At 22.3% G+C, this 19,120-nt stretch carries 15 protein-coding genes; 8 read left to right on the top strand and 7 right to left on the bottom strand.

What is annotated here, in order from left to right; genetic code table 11:
• The first annotated feature begins 73 nt into the window (after window positions 1–73).
• On the top strand, window positions 74–1,753 hold the full coding sequence (locus tag ACZ5EC_RS07620; protein WP_464301889.1) for a S41 family peptidase: 1,680 nt from the start codon (window positions 74–76) through the stop codon (window positions 1,751–1,753).
• 4 nt (window positions 1,754–1,757) lie between these two features.
• Entirely contained in the window at window positions 1,758–3,071 is a 1,314-nt protein-coding gene (locus ACZ5EC_RS07615) for a hypothetical protein (RefSeq protein WP_464301888.1), read from the top strand.
• A 449-nt stretch (window positions 3,072–3,520) separates the two neighbouring features.
• Here the strand turns inward: ACZ5EC_RS07615 and ACZ5EC_RS07610 are convergent, their stop codons facing one another.
• The 6 genes from ACZ5EC_RS07610 to ACZ5EC_RS07585 form a co-directional block, all read right to left on the bottom strand.
• Window positions 3,521–4,027, bottom strand: a complete 507-nt coding sequence (locus ACZ5EC_RS07610) for a cyclic nucleotide-binding domain-containing protein (RefSeq protein WP_464301887.1) — start codon at window positions 4,025–4,027, stop codon at window positions 3,521–3,523.
• Window positions 4,028–4,113: 86 nt separating this feature from the next.
• The gene (locus tag ACZ5EC_RS07605; RefSeq protein WP_464301886.1) at window positions 4,114–5,316 is read right to left on the bottom strand and encodes a potassium channel family protein; all 1,203 of its coding nucleotides are present in this window, start codon (window positions 5,314–5,316) and stop codon (window positions 4,114–4,116) included.
• 32 nt (window positions 5,317–5,348) lie between these two features.
• Entirely contained in the window at window positions 5,349–6,122 is a 774-nt protein-coding gene (locus ACZ5EC_RS07600; RefSeq protein ID WP_464301885.1) for a hypothetical protein, read from the bottom strand.
• Window positions 6,112–7,077 (bottom strand): ABC transporter ATP-binding protein, encoded by a 966-nt coding sequence (locus ACZ5EC_RS07595; RefSeq protein WP_464301884.1) that lies wholly within the window; start codon window positions 7,075–7,077, stop codon window positions 6,112–6,114. Before ACZ5EC_RS07595 ends, ACZ5EC_RS07600 begins: the two co-directional genes overlap by 11 nt.
• A gap of 125 nt (window positions 7,078–7,202) precedes the next feature.
• Window positions 7,203–8,534, bottom strand: a complete 1,332-nt coding sequence (locus ACZ5EC_RS07590; RefSeq protein ID WP_464301883.1) for a POTRA domain-containing protein — start codon at window positions 8,532–8,534, stop codon at window positions 7,203–7,205.
• Window positions 8,535–8,783: 249 nt separating this feature from the next.
• Window positions 8,784–10,316 carry a hypothetical protein gene (locus ACZ5EC_RS07585; RefSeq protein ID WP_464301882.1) on the bottom strand — a complete coding sequence of 511 codons (1,533 nt, stop codon included), beginning with the start codon at window positions 10,314–10,316 and terminating at the stop codon, window positions 8,784–8,786.
• Between the two features lie 286 nt (window positions 10,317–10,602).
• Here ACZ5EC_RS07585 and ACZ5EC_RS07580 point away from each other — a divergent pair, with 286 nt between their 5' ends.
• Together ACZ5EC_RS07580 and ACZ5EC_RS07575 are read left to right on the top strand one after the other, a co-directional pair.
• Complete coding sequence (locus ACZ5EC_RS07580) at window positions 10,603–11,706, top strand: glycosyltransferase family 4 protein (protein ID WP_464301881.1); 1,104 nt, start codon at window positions 10,603–10,605, stop codon at window positions 11,704–11,706.
• Window positions 11,707–11,742: 36 nt separating this feature from the next.
• On the top strand, window positions 11,743–12,162 hold the full coding sequence (locus tag ACZ5EC_RS07575; RefSeq protein WP_464301880.1) for a DoxX family membrane protein: 420 nt from the start codon (window positions 11,743–11,745) through the stop codon (window positions 12,160–12,162).
• A 296-nt stretch (window positions 12,163–12,458) separates the two neighbouring features.
• On the opposite strand, the gene ACZ5EC_RS07570 is transcribed toward ACZ5EC_RS07575, so the two are convergent.
• A complete protein-coding gene (locus ACZ5EC_RS07570; RefSeq protein ID WP_464301879.1) occupies window positions 12,459–13,424 on the bottom strand; it encodes an Rpn family recombination-promoting nuclease/putative transposase in 966 nt (321 codons plus the stop codon).
• 455 nt (window positions 13,425–13,879) lie between these two features.
• Between ACZ5EC_RS07570 and rpsO the strand changes: the two genes are divergently transcribed.
• From rpsO to ACZ5EC_RS07550, 4 genes are all read left to right on the top strand, one after another.
• The gene (gene rpsO / locus ACZ5EC_RS07565) at window positions 13,880–14,149 is read left to right on the top strand and encodes a 30S ribosomal protein S15 (protein WP_464301878.1); all 270 of its coding nucleotides are present in this window, start codon (window positions 13,880–13,882) and stop codon (window positions 14,147–14,149) included.
• A 606-nt stretch (window positions 14,150–14,755) separates the two neighbouring features.
• On the top strand, window positions 14,756–16,894 hold the full coding sequence (locus ACZ5EC_RS07560; RefSeq protein WP_464301877.1) for a polyribonucleotide nucleotidyltransferase: 2,139 nt from the start codon (window positions 14,756–14,758) through the stop codon (window positions 16,892–16,894).
• Window positions 16,878–17,312, top strand: coding sequence for a dUTP diphosphatase (dut, locus tag ACZ5EC_RS07555; protein ID WP_464301876.1), 435 nt, complete (start codon window positions 16,878–16,880; stop codon window positions 17,310–17,312). The genes ACZ5EC_RS07560 and dut overlap by 17 nt, the downstream gene beginning before the upstream one ends.
• 80 nt (window positions 17,313–17,392) lie before the next feature.
• Window positions 17,393–19,051, top strand: coding sequence for a ribonuclease J (locus ACZ5EC_RS07550; RefSeq protein ID WP_464301875.1), 1,659 nt, complete (start codon window positions 17,393–17,395; stop codon window positions 19,049–19,051).
• The last annotated feature ends 69 nt before the right edge of the window (window positions 19,052–19,120 follow it).

Below are 19,120 nucleotides of genomic sequence, written 5' to 3'. Positions count from 1 at the left end.
TTTAATTTATTTTATATATCATATTTTATTTATATAATAATGTTTAGAAAAGTTTTTAAAGGGAAAAATGAAAATGGAAAGAATTAGAAATATTTTAAAAAAATATTTTAAAACAAATATTGTTCTTTTTCTTATTTTTTTAATTTTGTTAATCTTAATAAATATATTGTTTAATATAAAATTTTTCAAATATTATAAAAATTATTATAGTAAAAATATAAAAATAATAAAGCAAAGTGATTTGAAAAATGATTTAAAAAAAAGAAAAGTTCCAGAAAAAATCAGCAAATCTTTTTGTTTAAAAGATTTAAAAATTTTAAAAAATAATGTTATAAAAATAATTCCCTATCCTTTTGCAAATGTTGATAAAAAAACATTTTATAATGAATATAAAAATGCAAAAGAAAAGATTAAAAACTATAAACAAAATATGATCCCAATTTCATATTTTTTTAATATATGTTTTGATTTTTTAAATAGTTTAAAAATTAGCCATGCAAAAATGTTACTTATTTGGAAATATAATAAAATATCAGAAATAATTAAAAATAAATATAAAACAGCAATAATTAAAATTTTTTGTGATATGAATTCAAATAATATTTATTTAACAGGTTACTATGATTTAGATTCAGAAAAATTTAAAATAATAAAAAATAGATGGAGAATAGATGAAATAAATGGAATTTCTAAAGATGTATTATTTGATAAAATATATCATAATACAAATATATATAATAAGAAAAGTAATATAAAAACAACATTTGAATCAAGTGATGCAATTACTTATATTTATATATTTCATAAAATATTTAATAATCCTGAAAAATTTGTATTTGATATATATGATGAAAATGAAAATAAAAAAATAAAATTAATTTTAAAAACAAAAAATCTTTCTTATTATTTGAATAATTTAGATAAAATAGAAAAAAAATTTGAAAATAATTTTTTAATAAATACAGAAAAATATTTTGAGATTAAAATATTTGATGATAATCTAAATAAATTTTATGTTTCAGAAAAATTAAAAACTATATATATTAAATTTATAAGGTTTGGTGGTAATGGGTTTGAAGATTTAATATATAATTTATGGAATATTAAAAATATAAAGCAAAAATATAACATTGAAAATCTTATAATTGATATAAGAAATAATTGGGGAGGAAATAATTACAAAGGAATAATTTTAAATCAGTACTTATTTAAAAACAATTATTCTTTAAAATATCCTGAATTAGTAAAGATTAAGAAAAATATATTATTATATTATCCCCATGAAAATTTTTATACTTATTTTAAAAATAAACAAAATAGAATAATTAATTTTAATTTATTTGAATATTTTAAAATTAATAAATTTAAGATCATTTTTAAACCTATGATAAATTTAGATGATATAAAGTACAGTAAATTATTTAAAAAATATTATTTACTTCAAAATTTATGCTGTTTTTCTTCTGCTATGGATTATAGTTTATTATTTAAAAAATATAATCTTGGAAAAATAATAGGTGAAGAAACAGGTGATTTAAGAGCAATAAATGGGGATATAAGAATTTTTTATCTTCCTAATTCAAATCTTATTTATGGTCTACCAATAAAATTTTTCTTACCTTTAAATTATGATAATAAAAAGCATGGAGTATTACCAGACATTGAAGTTCATCAAACTATTGATGATTTACTAAAAGGTAAAGACACTATTTTAGAATATACATTAAATTTGATTGAAAAAGAAAGAGATTAAAAATATGGAACTAAAAGATAAGAAGCTAATATCAATTGAAAAAAAAATTATTACTATTTTAAATTTATATTTAAAAAAAGAGATATTTATCTCAAAACTTGATACAAGCCTTAAAGTTAATTTCTATTTTTTAAAATATAAAAATAATTATTTAATACTTTCTGAAAAAGAGAAAAAAAAATTTATAAACTTTTTTAATGAAAAGAAAATTTATGAAAACAATAATAATTTTTTAAATGATACTATTTCAAATAATTATAATCCTTTAAATATATCAAATGATGTTAAATCAACATTTGAAAGAATATACAATTTTATAGTTGGTTCTGAAGAAAAAAGCAAATCTTATATTTCTTTAAGAGTTCCTTTATTAAAGGGTAAATTATTACTTATTATCTCAAATATATTCAAAATATTTTTTAGTAAATTTTTTTATTTTTCAATACTTCCAGTATTGTTAATAAGTTTTTTTATTGTCATATTAAAATATAAAATGTTTATACAAAGTGCAACCTCATTAAAAGGATTTGATTATATTTATTTATCAGTAGCATTAATTTTTACAACTGTTTTGCATGAATTTGGACATGCTGCAGCATTAAAATACCATAATAAAACTCCTTCTATTATTGGATTTGGATTTTATTTTTTTATGCCAGTTTTTTATTCTGATGTAACAGAAGTATGGGAACTTTCAAGATTCAAAAGGTTGATAATTGATGCAGGTGGGTTCTATATTGAAATGATATTTGCAACAATTTCAATGTTTCTTTTTTTCTTTTATAAAAAATACGATTTTTTTATTATATATTCAGGTTCAATTTGTTTTTCAATCCTTTATTCTTTTAATCCATTTATTAAATGGGATGGTTACTGGATTTTAACAGATCTATTGGGATTGTTTAATTTACATGATTTTTCGAAAAAGTTTTTTAAGTATCTATTTGAAGATTCTAAAAAATTTATAGGAAAAGAAAATAACATCTTTGAAAAAACAAAAACATTTTTATCTTTAATAAAAAGTCCAGAAAGGTATTTCTTTATTTTCTTTTCCTTCTTTACATATGTTTACTTAGGGTATTTTTATTATATATTTTTTGTTATGATTAAAAATATATTACCTGTTTATTTGAAACAATTGTTTTTAACAGTTCAAAATATTTCTTTATCAAATATTAATTTAAATATTATTATTGATATTTTATTTAAATTTATTTTTATATCTGGAATGTTATTTTTTATTTTTAGAATATTAAAATCAATTTTTTCTATTTTATCAAAACAAATTTTAACTTTTTTGAAAAAAAAGACTTTGTAAAATTTTTTAAATAGCTTTTTGGTACCAAAAGCTAAATAGGTTCAAAAACTTCATGTCAAATGCAGTTAATAATAAAATTTGAAATTGCTGTATTTGATTTAATAAGTTTAATTTATATGTCTATACTTATTATAATTTTTCGAGTAGATGTCAGTTGCCAAAGGTTAAAGAGACTATAATATTTCTGTGGTTTGAGAAGTTAATAATAAAACTTGAAATTATTATTGGTGATTTAATAAATAAAAACAATATTTATATCATAATTGAAATTTTTGGAGCGATTGTCAGTTGTCAAAGACTAAAGAGAAAATAATATTAGATTTTTATAAATGTTGTTAAAGTACAAATTAAAAGGATTACATAACTGACCTAGAGAGAAAAATTTCAATTATGATATAATCTTTCTTATTTTTTAAATATCTCGATAATTTCAATTTTATTATTAACAATTATTCAGTGCTTTCTATTTCATTTTCAAGGGCTTCAAAGAGAGTTATTATGTCTTCATTAGCTGCTCTAAGCCTTCGTGATAACCTTTTTGCAATTTTTTTTATTACAATATATCCAATTTTATAATCACTTTCAACAACCTGTTCGAAATCCTCTTTTGTAATAGATAAAAATGTGCATTTTGATTTTGTTAATATTGAAGCAGATCTTTTTTCATTATCAAGCAGAGAGAACTCTCCAAAAAAAGCATTTTCTTTGTCTGAAAGGTCCACAACTGTATAAAGTTCATCAGAAAAGGTTTTCTTTAAAACTGTTACTTTTCCTGATAAAATTATGTATAATTTATTACCTAACTCCCCTTCTTTTATGACAAATTGATTTTCATTATATCCTTCTACATTTGTAATGTTTAATATTTTATTTAATTCATTGTCTGTTAAATCTTCAAAAAGAGGAATATGTTTTAATTTATCTTTAATTGTTTTTTGAGAATTAATGTTTTCCATTTTTTACCCCAATTTATAAAACTTTCTAGATTTTAGTCATGTTTTTTATAAATTTTTAATATTTATAATTTAAAGCTAAAATTTATTTAATGAACTGATATATTTTCATTTTTTAGTTCTTTTTCTGTATTTATTTTTGTTTTGCCCAGTATTATTGCTTTAGAATATTTTTTAATGATATAGTCCTCTTCTGGATTCAAAACTGGCTCATTTCCTCTTAATTTTTTAATATCTTTTAGATTTCCAACAAGTTTTGAAATATCAGGTGTTTTCTGAGCTTCTAATATTGCTTCTTTTTTTCTTAAATAAAAATTTCCTGTGTATTCTAACAATCCAATAAGTAGTTCTCCTTTAGTTTTAAAATATTCATATAACTCTCTATATGTTTTGCTAATGAATTTATCTGGAAAATTAATTGTTAAAAGTTGCGTACCTTTTTTAGGTGATAAAAGTTCTTCAATTATATGGGAGAAACCTGATCCTCTTGCAGAGTTAATAATAAGTTTTTTTGAAAATTCTTTTGATAATATAATTTCATCACAATGTGATCTTTCCAGATATTTCTGGAATTTTGGATCAAAAAGTTCAGCTGAAATATAAATTGATTTATTGATTGCTTCAACTGTTAATACAGTCATTACGGTTTTTGAATCAATTTCAGAAGGAGAATATCTCCCTGTATCATCTGCAAGTACAATAATTTTTTTAGCAGAATTAATTTTAGCTCTTCTTAATATATTATCATCAAAATATTCACCATGAATATAATTTATTTTAGACAATTCAGGGTCAGCTAAAACTGTTTGCATTAACTCTTGAGATTCATTGTTAACAAGTACTATATCATCAGGTTCTATGTCAGGATTATTTTTAAGAAGATCATGGAGAAATGAAATAAAATCAGACTTCCATCCACATATAATTAAATGATTTTGTATTTTTTTTAGTTTCATAAGGCCTCTACCTTTTTTTAATTGTACTTCTATTAAAATAGAAGCTAATTGACCTGTAGCTAATGCAACAAGTGCAACACCAGAAATAATTGTAAAGATTCCTATCCACCTTCCACCTATTGTTTTAGGAACAATATCTCCATAACCAACAGTTGTTAATGTTACAATTATATACCAGAAAGCATCGAAAAATGAGGAGAAACTTTTATTTTGCTCTTCTATTGCATAAATAAAAATAGTAGCTATAAAAACAATTAAAACCAAATAAAATAAAAGTTTAAATGTAATCGATTGAAAAAGTAAATTTAATTTTTTAGAAATTTTTTTAAGCTTCACGCTTTAATTTTCGGAATTTTTCTAACAAAAATTTAAATTTCTCTTTTTTTTATAAAATTATAAAATAAGAAAAACATAATTACCAGAAGTAAAAAAGTGATAATAAGAAAATATAATATTTCTTTATTAAAAAATATGACTCTTGAAACAGTATTATTGTAAATTTTTATCATTTTAAATGGAATAAGTATAGGATGAAGTATTTTTGTAAAAATAGCTATTCCATCAATTATTATATAAAATACTATCCCTGTTGAAGGTAACTTGAAAGAAAATCCTGTAAAGAAACTTAAAGTAATAAACAAAAATATTAATGGGAAAAGGTATAAAATGTTTAAAATAAGATTTATAACAATTGTTGATTTATAAACAGGATTTCCATTTAATAATACTGGTAATCTTGATGAAAAGATAATATTTGCATATTTGTATGATAAAAAAGAGATAAAAAAAATCCATATTATAAAAATTAAAGACCAATAAATTGTTTTTCCAATAAAATAAGTTTTTCTATCAATTCTTTGTGTTAAAATAAAATATATTCTTCCACTATTAATTTCTCCCCTTATTTCACTATCAATAAAAAGATTAAATATTAATAAAGATAGGAAAAATCCATAGTAAAATATATATCCCGAATAGGTTATATTCAAAGGAATATCTGTATTTCCTTGATTACCCCATCTAGCCAGATGTAAGGTGAAACCTAGAAGAGTGAATAATATTAAAAAGAAAAAAAGGTATATAAATAATCCATAACTTTTTTTTAGTTTAATAAATTCTGATGAAATAAAATTATACAACATTTTCTATTTCCTCTTGAAAAATATCTGAAAAATTTTTATGTAGTTTATTTATATATAAATACATCAAATTGTTATTTATTAAAAAGATATTAAATTTCAAAATAATGTTATTATCAATTTGATTAGAAATAATTGACATCTCATTTTCTTTAATTTCTATTTTGATGTTCTCTAAACCATTATTTTTGAAAAATTGAGTAATGATTGGTGATATATTTTGATCAATATTGGTTGATAATATATATTTTATACCAATAGTTTTTGAACTTAAAAATTTTTGAATTTTATCATTAAAAATAATTTTCCCATGATTGATTATAATGATATGATTTGATAACCTTTCTACCTGCTCAAGATAGTGTGAAGAAAGAAGAATAGTTGTGCCATAATCTTTATTTAATTTCAGGAATGAGTTTTCTATAGTATTAATTCCTTTTATATCCAGTCCATTTGTAGGTTCATCAAGTATAAGTAAATCTGGTTTTTCCAATTCTGCAATGCAAAGAGCAAGTCTCTGTTTCATTCCTCTTGAAAACGATTTAACTTTATTATATGCCCATTCGCCAATACCTAATTTTTCCAGAGTCTGTATTAAATGTTTTTTAGAGTATCTTTTGTTATTTAGTCTTGAAATAATTTTTAAATTTTCTAAAGCTGTAAGGTTTTCATAAAAATTTTGGGAGTCGAAAATAAATTTTACATTTTCCATACAACCAATATTTGAATACTTTTTTCTATTAAAATAAATTTCACCTTCATAAGAGGTAAGTAAACCAGCAAGAATTTTGAATGTTGTTGTTTTTCCTGCTCCGTTTGGTCCTAAAAAACCAGTTATTTCACCTTTTTTAATTTCAAAAGAGATATTGTCCAGAGCTTTAAAAGAACCATAAAATTTAGTTAGATTTTTAATACTTAAATAGGAGTTTTCTAAATTATTGTTGTTATTCTTATTCATAAATGTTTCCATTAATTATTTTTTTCTTTTTTTATTTTTATTTTATAATCATTTTACATTTATATATTTTAGTTTTCAATCTGTTTTGTTTTATTTCTAAATCTTCTAATAAATTTACTTAATTTTTATCTTATCTTAAATGGTCTTAATTCAAAATAAATTGTGTATGAATTAAAATTATTGATATTGGTAAAAACTTCTAATATTATTGGAATAGAAAGAATTTTTTTTATTCCAGCTTCGATATAAAGTCCAAAACCTAATGTTGAGTATAAATTTTCAAATGTATTGTTATAAAGATAAATAAGATCATTTGACAAAATTAATCCAAAATTAAAAAAGTTAAGATATAAAAATGTAAATATAAAATCTACATTATAATTTATAGAGTATTTTGAATTAATAATATAAGGTTTTATTAATCCCAATGTTTTAAATCCTCTAATTGATAAATATGGAATGATGAAAGTATTTGTTATTTGAAAAATATTGGAATGATTGGACAAATAGAAGTTGTTAAAAGAAAAAGCTGAATTTGTAAAAAATATGTTTTTATTATCTGGGTTATAATTTATTTCAAATTTATTAATAATATTTAAATTTTTTAAGTTAAAATAATTTGTGTTGTGAAAAGAGAATAATTTATAATTAATATTATAAAACAGGGAAAATGAAAATTTATTTAAATTCAAAAAAAGTCCAGGAACAAAATTTATAGAAATTGTATCGTTTAAAAAGCTTACGGGAATATTTGTAAAAAAAGATAACTTATTTGTTAGTTCAATGTTAAAAAGGGAATTGAGATATAAATTTGGAAATATGAAGGTTTTATTAAGATAAAGTAAACTTAAATAAATATCAAAAGGAAAAAAAAGATCCAGTTTTTCAATTCCAAAAGAGAGATCTAAAAAATTATATATTCCAAAATAATAACTTTGTACAATTTTTTTTGTTATATAAATATTTAATATAACATTTTTTTCCCCGGAATTGGATAATTTATAGGAGATTTGAGAAATTTCTGGCAATTTATAAAGTGCTTTTATATTATTTTCAAGAATTTTTTGATTGAATGGTTTATTATTTTTTATTGTTATATATTTTTTATAATAAACTGATATATGATTATTTACATATATTTTTATATTTTCTAAAATAGGATTTTCTTTAACCTTAATAGTTATAAATACTTTATTATTATTTTTTTTAAAGTTTACTTCTACACTATTAAAATAACCCCAATTTAAAAGTTTGTCTTTTATTTTTATAAGGGTAGGTACATCTACTTTTTTGTTTTCTCTTAATTGTAAAAAACTTAAAATTTCTGCTTTTGATATTGATCTATTATTAATAATTTCAATTTTTTCTATTGTAAGGTCCAGAGAATATATTGTAGGTGCAATTAAAAGAAAAAGTAAAAATAGGTAATTTATAAATTTTAATTTCTTAATATACATAATATAATTCTTATTTTTAATTTAGTTATAATTTATTTAACTAAATTTACTCTATTTGATTTGTTTTAAAAAGATTACTTTATCTTATCCTTATTAAGTCCTTATTAAGATTACTAAAAATTTAAATTTTTTAAATAAAATTAATTTATATTTTTTGCATATCATAATTATATTTATAATTGTTATATTTCAGGATTTTAACTTTAGTTTAATATTCTTTAATATTTTTAAAAATATTTCTTTAATTTTTTAGAAATTTAAAAATTTGTAATATAATTTCCCATCGTTCTTATTTATAACAATCATTAAATTTTTGTTATTTATATTCATTATTATGTTATAAGGGCCATTTAAATAGAAAATATTGTTAAGTTCATTTCCAAAAGAGATAATTTTATCTGGATTTTTATTAAATATAGTAGGTGAATTAATATTAGATAAATAAAAGGAAAAAGTTCCATCAAAATTGTAAATTATAATATCTTTAATTCCATCTTTATTCAAATCATATTTTAATGTGGATAAGATATCTGTGAATAGTAATGATAAATCAAGAATAGAATAAGATTTAAAATTAAGTTGAGTTGAATCAAGAGTGCTTTTTGTATCTAATGAAACATTTTTAGATAATTGAATAATAGGTTTTGATGCTAATTGAAAGTTATCTGTTTGTGTAAATATTGATATGTCCCCTTTGAATGACCTTTTAACAGTTAAAGTAAAAATAAAGGAACTTGAAAAGATTTTAGATCCAATGTTAATTAAGTCCAATTTTTTATCTTTGTTTATATCAATAAAAAAGAATTTACTCTCAATACCTGAAATATTGTTTAAAAAAATGTTGTGATCTGGTTTTTTACTAAATCCATCTCTAGTGCCACTAAAAATTAAAACACTTGTTCCCTGTTTATCACCACTTAAAGCAGTTGCCATATTAAATTTAAAAAGAATAATATCCTGATAATTGTCTCCATTAAAATCTTTTATTTGTATATGTTTATTAAAAGGGGAATAACCTGACCTAACTTCAAGGTAAGGATTTAAATCAATAATACCTGGTTTAGTTAAATTAAAAAAGGAAGAGCTATTATTTCCAAGATAATAAATCACTTTATCTCTAAAGATAAGAATAAGATCTTTGAAATGATCATTGTTTATATCTTCAACTTTAACAATAGGAATTATGATAAGAATAGTATCTACAGTGCTGAATCCCCCAACAGAAAGTTTGAAGTTATAAATTGCTTTAGGAGAATAGTTTAAATTATTTATTGGTCCTGTTTTTGTATAAATTTTAATTGAATTTGCTGATTTAACAATAAATTCAGAAAAACCATCATTATTAATATCAAATGCTTCTTGAATTAATGGAAAAGAATATTCATAAGGATAAGCATAAATAGATGAGTAATTAAATAATTTTCTTATTTCAAATTTCTTCTGAGAGATATAGTCATATTCATTTTTTGAAACTAATACAATGTTTTTAAATGATTTTGATTCAATATTTGCAAGGAAAAAATAAAAATATTTATTTTCAATTTTAAGATCATATATATTTTTTAAACCATTTTCATATTTATATATTCCTAAATGAATTGAATTATCAAAAATATCTTTATAAATAATAACTAACTCATCATTATAATCATTATCAAGATTTACTGAATAATAATTGATAATTTCACCTGTAATTTCAATTTTATCCTGGGAAAAAACCTGTAAAGAAAAAAATAATATTAGAAAGATAATCATCTTGAAAAAAAGAAATTTTTTATTCATTATATACTCCATCACTCCAATAAACTTTTACTTTTTAAAAAAATAATAACAGTTTATTAATAAAATTAATACAAATTAGCTTGTACAAATAATAGCTAAATTGTTATAAATAATAATTTAATTAGATTGTGTTTCTTAATTTAATAACATAAATTCTATTTAAAATCAATAAATTTTATATTTTGTTTAATTTTGATAAATATCTTTTAAATTATAAATTATATTGTTAACAAATAATGTGTTGATTTTTATTGAAATTAATTTTAATTAATATATTTTAATTTCTATGAAAACAGCACACATAAATCCAGGTAGACGTGGAATAGCAACTTATGCAATTAATATTTTCAATTATGCTAAAAAACTGGGTGTAGATAATCTAGTTGTTAGTGAAGCGAAATGGGATAAACAAAAGATCAATTTATATGAACCAGATTCCTATTTGTTTGGTGGAGTAATTCCATGGGTAAAAAGAGTTAATGATGTAATAAATAAGTTAAAAGAATATTCACCTGATTTACTTCATCACCATCATCCTTGTGGTAGATTAGATTTTTATGTTAAGAAAATAAAAAATATCTTAAATGTGCCATTGATCTGTACATTCCATCTCTCAGTTGGTTCTAGAGAACATTTCATTGATAAAGTTATGAATACCTATTTTAAAATAGTAAGACCTAATTTTGTTGATTCAAGTGCGTATGTTGCTGTAAGTGGAGCAGTTAAAAAAAGTTTAATTAAAGCAGGAGGAATTTCTTCTGAGAAAATTGTTCTTATATATGCAGGTGTTGACCCTTTTATTTTTAGACCAGGCAAATATATTGAACATGAAACATTAAATGTATTATTTGTTGGTGAAATAATGCATGAAAAGGGTCTTGATATTTTAATTAAAGCAGTGAATGAGGCTTCAAGATATAGAAAAATTAAGTTAAAAATCGTTGGTGATGGACCTTTAAGACCACTATTAAAAAAACAAACAAAAAATAATAATAATATTGAATGGATTGGTTATATTGGTGATCAAAATGAATTAGCAAAATATTATAGAGATGCTGATGTATCTGTTTTATCCAGTAGATGGCAGGAAGCATTCCCTTATGTAATATTGGAGTCATTATCTTCAGGTACACCTGTTATAGCTTCAAAAGTTGGAGGTACTCCAGAAGTTGTTGAAAATAATAAAACGGGTTATCTATTTGCAAAAGAAAGTGTAAATGAGCTAGCAGAAATATTGAAAAAAGTAGATATTCAAAATCTATGGAAAATGGGGGAAAACGGTAGAGAGCTGGTATTAAGAAGACATACCCTTGATCTTTTTGGAGAAAAATATCTTTCTTTGTACAATAATGTATTAAATTCCCCGGATAAAATTAAGCAAATAGATTAAATATAAATATAAAAAATATTTTTAAATTTTAAATTTATGAAAAAGAACTATACAAAAAAATTTGATTTAATATTAATTTTGAGATTAACTTTTATTATAATCTTTCTATCTGCAGGTCTATATAGAATTGTTTTTTTTAAATATGCTTTAAAAGAAGCAAGTCTATTAGGTTTAAGTAAAGGTTTTGCTTATTTTATAATTATTTTTGAAATATCTATTTCATTATTATTGATTTTAAACAGGTCTTTAAAAATCGTTGTTTTTGTTTTAATTGCTTTCTTAAGTGGTGCAATTATTTATGTTCTGGCAACAAAATTTAATTACATTATAAATAAGATTTATAATATTTTCACCTTCTCACCTGAACCTGATGATATCCTATTGCATTTATTATATATAGGTGGTTTAATTATTTTGCTTTTAAAAATAGACAATGAGAAGAAGAAAAAAAATTAAAAGTTATGTTTATCCTTATTATAATTTTTCTAGTAAATGTCAGTTGCCAAAGACAAAAAAGGGATATACATTTTTCCGTGGCAATTGCAGTTAATAATAAAATTTGAAATTATTGTATTTGATTAAATAATTAAAATTAATATGTCTATCATTATTAAAATTTTTCGAGCGATTGTTAGTTGTCAAAGACTTACAGCTTATAAATTATGTTTTTATTTTTATGTTAAATAGATTTAAATAAAATTTTACATAACTAACTTAGTGAGAAAAATTTTAATAATGATAGAATCTATTTCTTATTTTTTAAATATTTTAATAATTTCAATTTTATTATTAACAAATAGGATTTTTTCGATTCCTCTCTCAAGTTTATCTCTATCAAAACAATTTAATATAACTTGTCTTTCTTCTTCACTTATTCCAAATTTTAAATCTATTAATTTTATCAAATCCTTTTGCTTTTCAAGTATTTGTCCTTTTAGTGTTCCTTCTTTTATCAATGATTCTAATATTGATGGCATCTTGCTCTCCTTCTCTTCAAGTTTTTTTATCACCATTTCTCTATCTTCACTTTTCAATATTGCAAATATATATACATAAAATATTCCTTTTATTTCGCTATTTTCAATCTCTTCATCTATTATATCAAGTATACGGTATATTATTTTCTTATCTTCTTCTGCTTTATATTTTAATATATCTAGGGCTAATTTCAAGTATCTATTATAATTCATCACTTTATAACTTAATTTATTCTTACTGTCATTAAAAAATAAATATTTAAAATTTAATAAATAGTTTTTAAAATTATTTTTAATCTCTTTATCTATTTTAAAATTATTTATAAATTCTGTATCAATATCCCATTTACTTTTACCATGATAAAATACAACAGGTATTATTAAAGATAACTCTTTATTATTTTGAAAATCTTTTTCCCATTTAACTAACATATATCGTAATAGTTGAATAAAGATAGCATTATCTTTATAAGATTTATGTTCAAAAAGGAAGTATATGTTAATATTATGTTTGGAGTTAATTAGATTGGTTTCAAAAACAAGGTCAGCGAATCTATTTTTAAATTCTTTTGTGATGTAAGAAGAGTTAACAACTTTTAGGTTATTGATGTTAATATATTTTTTGATATTATCAGGTAATATAATATTAATAAAATCTTTAGCATTATTACTATTTTTAAAAACGATTTTGAAGAATGTATCATGCGGATGTTTAATAAAGTTATGATATAGTTCTTTCATAAAATATATCTCCATTTATTATTCTTTTTAATTATTCCTGTATATAATTTTTTTGTCTTTTATTATTTATAGACAAGAAAATATTCAAAAAAGTTTCAGAAATGAAAAAATTTTATTTCCGTGGCAGGTGCAGTTAATAATAAAATTTGAAATTATTGTATTTGATTAAATAAGTTAAATTAATGTGTCTATCATTATTAAAATTTTTCGAACGTTTGTTAGTTGTCAAAGACTTACAGCTTATAAATTATGTTTTTGTTTTTATGTTAAATAGATTGAAATAAAATTTTACATAACTAACTTAGTGAGAAAAATTTTAATAATGATAGAATTTATTTCTTATTTTTTAAATATCTCAATAATTTCAATTTTATTATTAATAAGAAGTAATTCTTGACAAAAATTAAATTTTAAATTGTATTACCAAAAAGGAAAAATTTAAGGAGTAGAGATAAATGTCTATAACTAAAGAAAAAAAACAGGAACTTATTAAAAAATATCAAAGAACTGAAAAAGATACTGGCTCTGCTGAAGTTCAGATTGCGATAATGACAGAAAGAATCAAAAACTTAACAGAACACTTAAAATTACATAAACACGATTTTCATTCAAGAAGAGGTTTATTAAAATTGGTTGGTAAGAGAAGAAAATTGTTGGATTACTTAAAAAAACAAGATATTCAAAAATATAGAAATCTTATTAGAGAATTAGGTATAAGAAAATAACACCCTTTTTGTATTTTAATGATTATTAATAATTAAATTTGACTTGTTTTATTTTTTGCTTTTTATTCTATTATAAATGTTTTATTTTATAAAAAGACTATTAATTTATACATTTTGTAAATAGCATAGATAATGTATTAATATTTTCTTATTCTATTAATGTTATGGAAGGAATTAAAAAATATTAAAAAGTTTATTTAATTGAAATTAAATAAATTAATTTGAATTAATTTATATTTTTATTTTAATTGTTTAAATTTTTATGGAAATTATTTTTATTTAATCTATAATTTCAACGATAAAATATTTTTGATTTTAGATTTAATTATAAAATAATATAAAATGTTTTTAATTTATGTTAATTTTTTGGTTTTGTAATTAGAAACTAAAATAGAGTAAATTATAGATTATTAATTAAGGAAATAATTATATTAAAAATATATTAAATAGATAAAAAATATGAAAGTATAAAATAGGTATAAAAAAATATAAATTTAAATTATAAAAATAAATAAATATAATTATAAACATAATTATAAATATGGTGAAAAAAATAAATAGTAAAAATATATATATAAAAAACAAATATTTAGATAGGAAATTAAAATGGAAAAGAAGTATGAAATTAAAATTGGACAGGAAACTTTTAAATTTATTATAGGAAAAGTTTCAAAACAAGCAAATGGATCTGTATTAGGATATTACGGTGGAACTGCAGTTATTTCAAATGCAGTTATGTCTAATAATGAACTGGATACAGATTTTTTCCCATTGACTGTTAACTATTTTGAAAAAGCTTACGCTGCAGGAAAAATTCCTGGTGGTTTTATTAAAAGGGAAGGGAGGCCTTCTGAAAGAGAAATATTGATTGCAAGATTGATTGATAGACCTATAAGACCTTTATTTCCTGATAATTTTAGAAGAGAATTACAAATTACTGCTTTAACTGTATCTTCAGATAGAATTAATCCTCCAGATATCCTTGCTATAAATTCATCATCTTTAGCTTTAGTAATTTCTGATATACCTTTTTTGAAACCAATTGCTGCTGTTAGAATGGGATATATCAATAATGAATATATTGTTAATCCAACTTTAAGTCAGCTTACAGAAAGCGAGCTTGATATTGTTGTAGCTGGTACTGAAGATGCAATCATTATGGTTGAAGGAGGGGCTAAAGAAGTTGAAGAAAAAGTTTTAGTTGAAGCATGTAAAGTTGCCCATAAAGAGATAAAAAAAGTTATAGATCTTTTTATAAATATTGGAAAAGAAATAGGTAAAGATAAATTAGAAGTTGAAAACAAAAAAGAATATGAAAAATTTTATAGTATTTTAAAAGAAAAGGTGTCAGAAGACCTGAAAAAAGCTTTATTTGTTAAAGAGAAATTAGCAAGGAATAAAGCTATTGAAAATGAAAAAAATAAATATTATGAAAATTTAAAATCAAATATTTCTGAAATTGATTTTAATGGGGAAGATTTAACTGAAGAGGAAAAACTTGATCTTTTTGAAAAAATATATTCAGAATATTTTGATAAACTAACTAAAGAGATAATGAGGGAATCTATACTTTCTGAAGGGAAAAGAGCAGATGGTAGAGGATTGGAAGATATTAGGGATATTTCAATTGAATTGGGTTTATTACCATATGCTCATGGTTCAGCATTATTTACCAGAGGAGAAACTCAATCATTAGCAATTACAACATTAGGAACAGTTCTTGATGAACAAACAATTGATGATATTGAAGGGGAAGAATCAAAAAGATTTATGCTTCATTATAATTTCCCTCCATTTTCTGTTGGTGAAGTAGGAAGATATGGATCTCCTGGTAGGAGAGAAATAGGGCATGGACATTTAGCAGAAAGGTCTTTAGAACATATAATTCCAGAGTTTGAAGAATTTCCTTATACAATAAGAGTTGTGTCTGAAATTTTAGAGTCAAATGGGTCATCATCCATGGCTTCAGTTTGTGGGGGTTCTCTTTCTTTATATGCTGCTGGGGTTCCAATTAAAAAACAGGTTGCAGGCATTGCAATGGGTCTTGTGAAAGAAAAAGATAAATATGCTATTTTAACAGACATAATGGGTATGGAAGACCATCTAGGAGATATGGATTTTAAAGTAGCAGGTACTAAGGATGGTATTACAGGTTTTCAAATGGATGTTAAAATAGAAGGGATTTCATTTGAAATATTTGAAGAAGCTTTAGAACAGGCAAAAAAAGGTAGATTGCATATATTATCATTAATGGAAGAAGCATGTAAAAATGTTGAAAACAAAATTTCTGAAAATGCTCCAAAAATAGTTATTGTAAATGTAGAACAGGATAAAATTGGGATGCTAATAGGTGCTGGTGGTAAAGTTATTAAATCAATCATAAATGAAACAGGTTCTAATATTAATATTGAACAGAATGGCCAGGTAATGGTATCTAACAAAGATGAAGCAATGTTAGAAAGAACATTAGAACTTATTAAGATGTATACTTCTACCACTGCAGAAGTAGATCAGGTATATTTAGGTACTGTAAAGAAAGTTTTACCATATGGGCTTTTGGTTGAATTTATCTCTGGTACAGTTGGTTTATGCCATATTTCAGAAATTTCATATAAACGTATTAATGATTTAAATTCTTTATATAGAGTTGGGGATAAAATTAAAGTTAGATTGGTAAGAATTGATTCTAATGGAAAATATATTTTGTCACACAAAGAGTTTTTTGAAGATGAAAATAAAGATTAAAAAAATTGATGAAAAAGTAATAATTCCTGAATATCAGACCAGTGGGTCTTCAGGATTAGATTTACATGCTTTTATAAAAAATAATATAGTATTAAAACCATTAGAGAGAAAATTAATTCCAACCGGGATATTTGTTGAGATTCCGCAGGGTTTTGAAGCTCAAATTAGACCAAGATCCGGGCTTGCTATTAAACACGGTATAACATGTTTAAATACACCAGGTACTATTGATTCTGATTATAGAGGTGAAATAAAGGTTATACTTATTAATCTATCAAATGAAAACTTTACTATTACTCCTGGTATGCGGATTGCTCAGATTGTATTTTCAAAAGTTGAAAAGATTGAATGGGAAATATCAAACAAAATTGAATCTACATCCAGAGATCATGGTGGATTTGGGCATACAGGTTTATAAAAAATAGAAAGTATAGTAAAAATATAATATTAAATTCATAATTCAGATTAGTAAAATGAAATATATAGAAGGAGATTTAGTTGGATAGAATTAGAATAGTTCCACTTGGTGGAATGGGTGAAATTGGTAAGAATATGACTGTTTTTGAAAGTCAAAATTCTTTAATTGCAATAGATGCGGGGATAATGTTTCCCACTTTTGAAATGTTTGGAATAGATTTTGTTATACCAGATATAAATTATATAAGAAGTAATAGTGATAAATTTAAAGGAATAATTGTAACTCATGGGCATGAAGATCATATTGGTGCAATCCCATTTATTCTAAATGAATTTCCGAATATTAAAATTTATGCAACAAAACTTACTCTTGCAATGATTAAAAATCGAATACAAAATCTTGATAAGATAAATAAAGAAACTTTTGTTGAAATTACTCCAAGAAAAAAATATAAGATTGGTGACTTTGAATTTATGCCATTTAGAGTTAATCATTCCATTGCTGATGCAGTTGGTATTGCACTTTTTACTTCAAATGGGATAATAATTCATACTGGAGATTTTAAAATAGATAATACACCTGTTGATGGAAAAATTTTTGATTATTATACCCTTTCACAACTTGGTGAGCAGGGAGTATTATTACTTATGTCTGATTCAACAAATGTTGCAAATAGAGGGTTTTCAAAATCAGAAAGAGAAATCTCTGAAAATATAAGAGATCTAATAAAGAAAGCTAAGGGTAAGGTTATTGTTGCAACATTTGCATCAAATATCCATAGAATCCAGCAAATTTCTGAAATTTCATTTTATGCAGGTAAAAAAGTTTTTGTATCAGGATATTCACTGGAAAAAAACATTGAAATAGCTTCAAAATTAGGATATTTAAATTTACCATTTAAAAAATTTCTAAAAGTTGAAGATGCTAAAAATTATCCAGATAAAGATATAGTAGCAATTGTCACTGGAACACAGGGTGAACCTCTTTCAATGTTGACAAAAATTGCAGAAAATAGATTTAAACATTTAAAAGTTAGAAAAAATGATGCCATCATTTTATCTTCTTCAACTATTCCTGGTAATGAACCTATGGTTGTTAGAATTATTAATAAACTTCATGAGTTAGGTGCTCAAGTTTATTCAAAAGATTTTGAAGATGTTCATGTTTCAGGTCATGCTTCATCAGAAGAATTGAAAATTATGTTAAATCTTACTAAACCTAAATATTTTATGCCTGTTCATGGGGAGTATAGACATTTATATTTGCATAAAGAGTTAGCTAAGAATGTTGGTCTTGATGAAAACAACATATTTTTACAAAAAGATGGTGATATTATTGAAATTGAAGGTGATAAAGTTTATCATAGAGGGAATATTGAACCAGAAGAGATTTTTGTTGATGGTAAGGGTATTGGTGATATATCTGATATTGTTTTAAAAGATAGACAAATATTAGCTGCAGATGGAATAGTTGTTACAGTTGTTACAATAGATCAAAAAGAGGGAAGATTGTACAATGAACCTGAAATTCTAAGCAGGGGTTTTATTTATGTTAATAATTCTGAAGAAATTATTGAAAAATCAAAAGAAATAGTAGTTGATTCCTTTAATGCATGGCTTATTGAAAATGGTAAAGATTTAAATCAATTAAAAAGAAAAATAAAATCAAATCTTAAAAGATACTTTAAAAAAGAGATTGCAAGAGATCCTATGATTTTATCTCTTATAATAAAAGTATAATTTTCATACTTTTAATTCTATTGGGTAAATTAAATTTTTAAAAATCTTTAAAATTTTACAATTAATAAT

It is taken from the genome of Exilispira thermophila, assembly GCF_055389015.1.
Note: the sequence above shows the minus strand (reverse complement) of the source record. Positions and strands in the feature narration are given on the sequence as shown.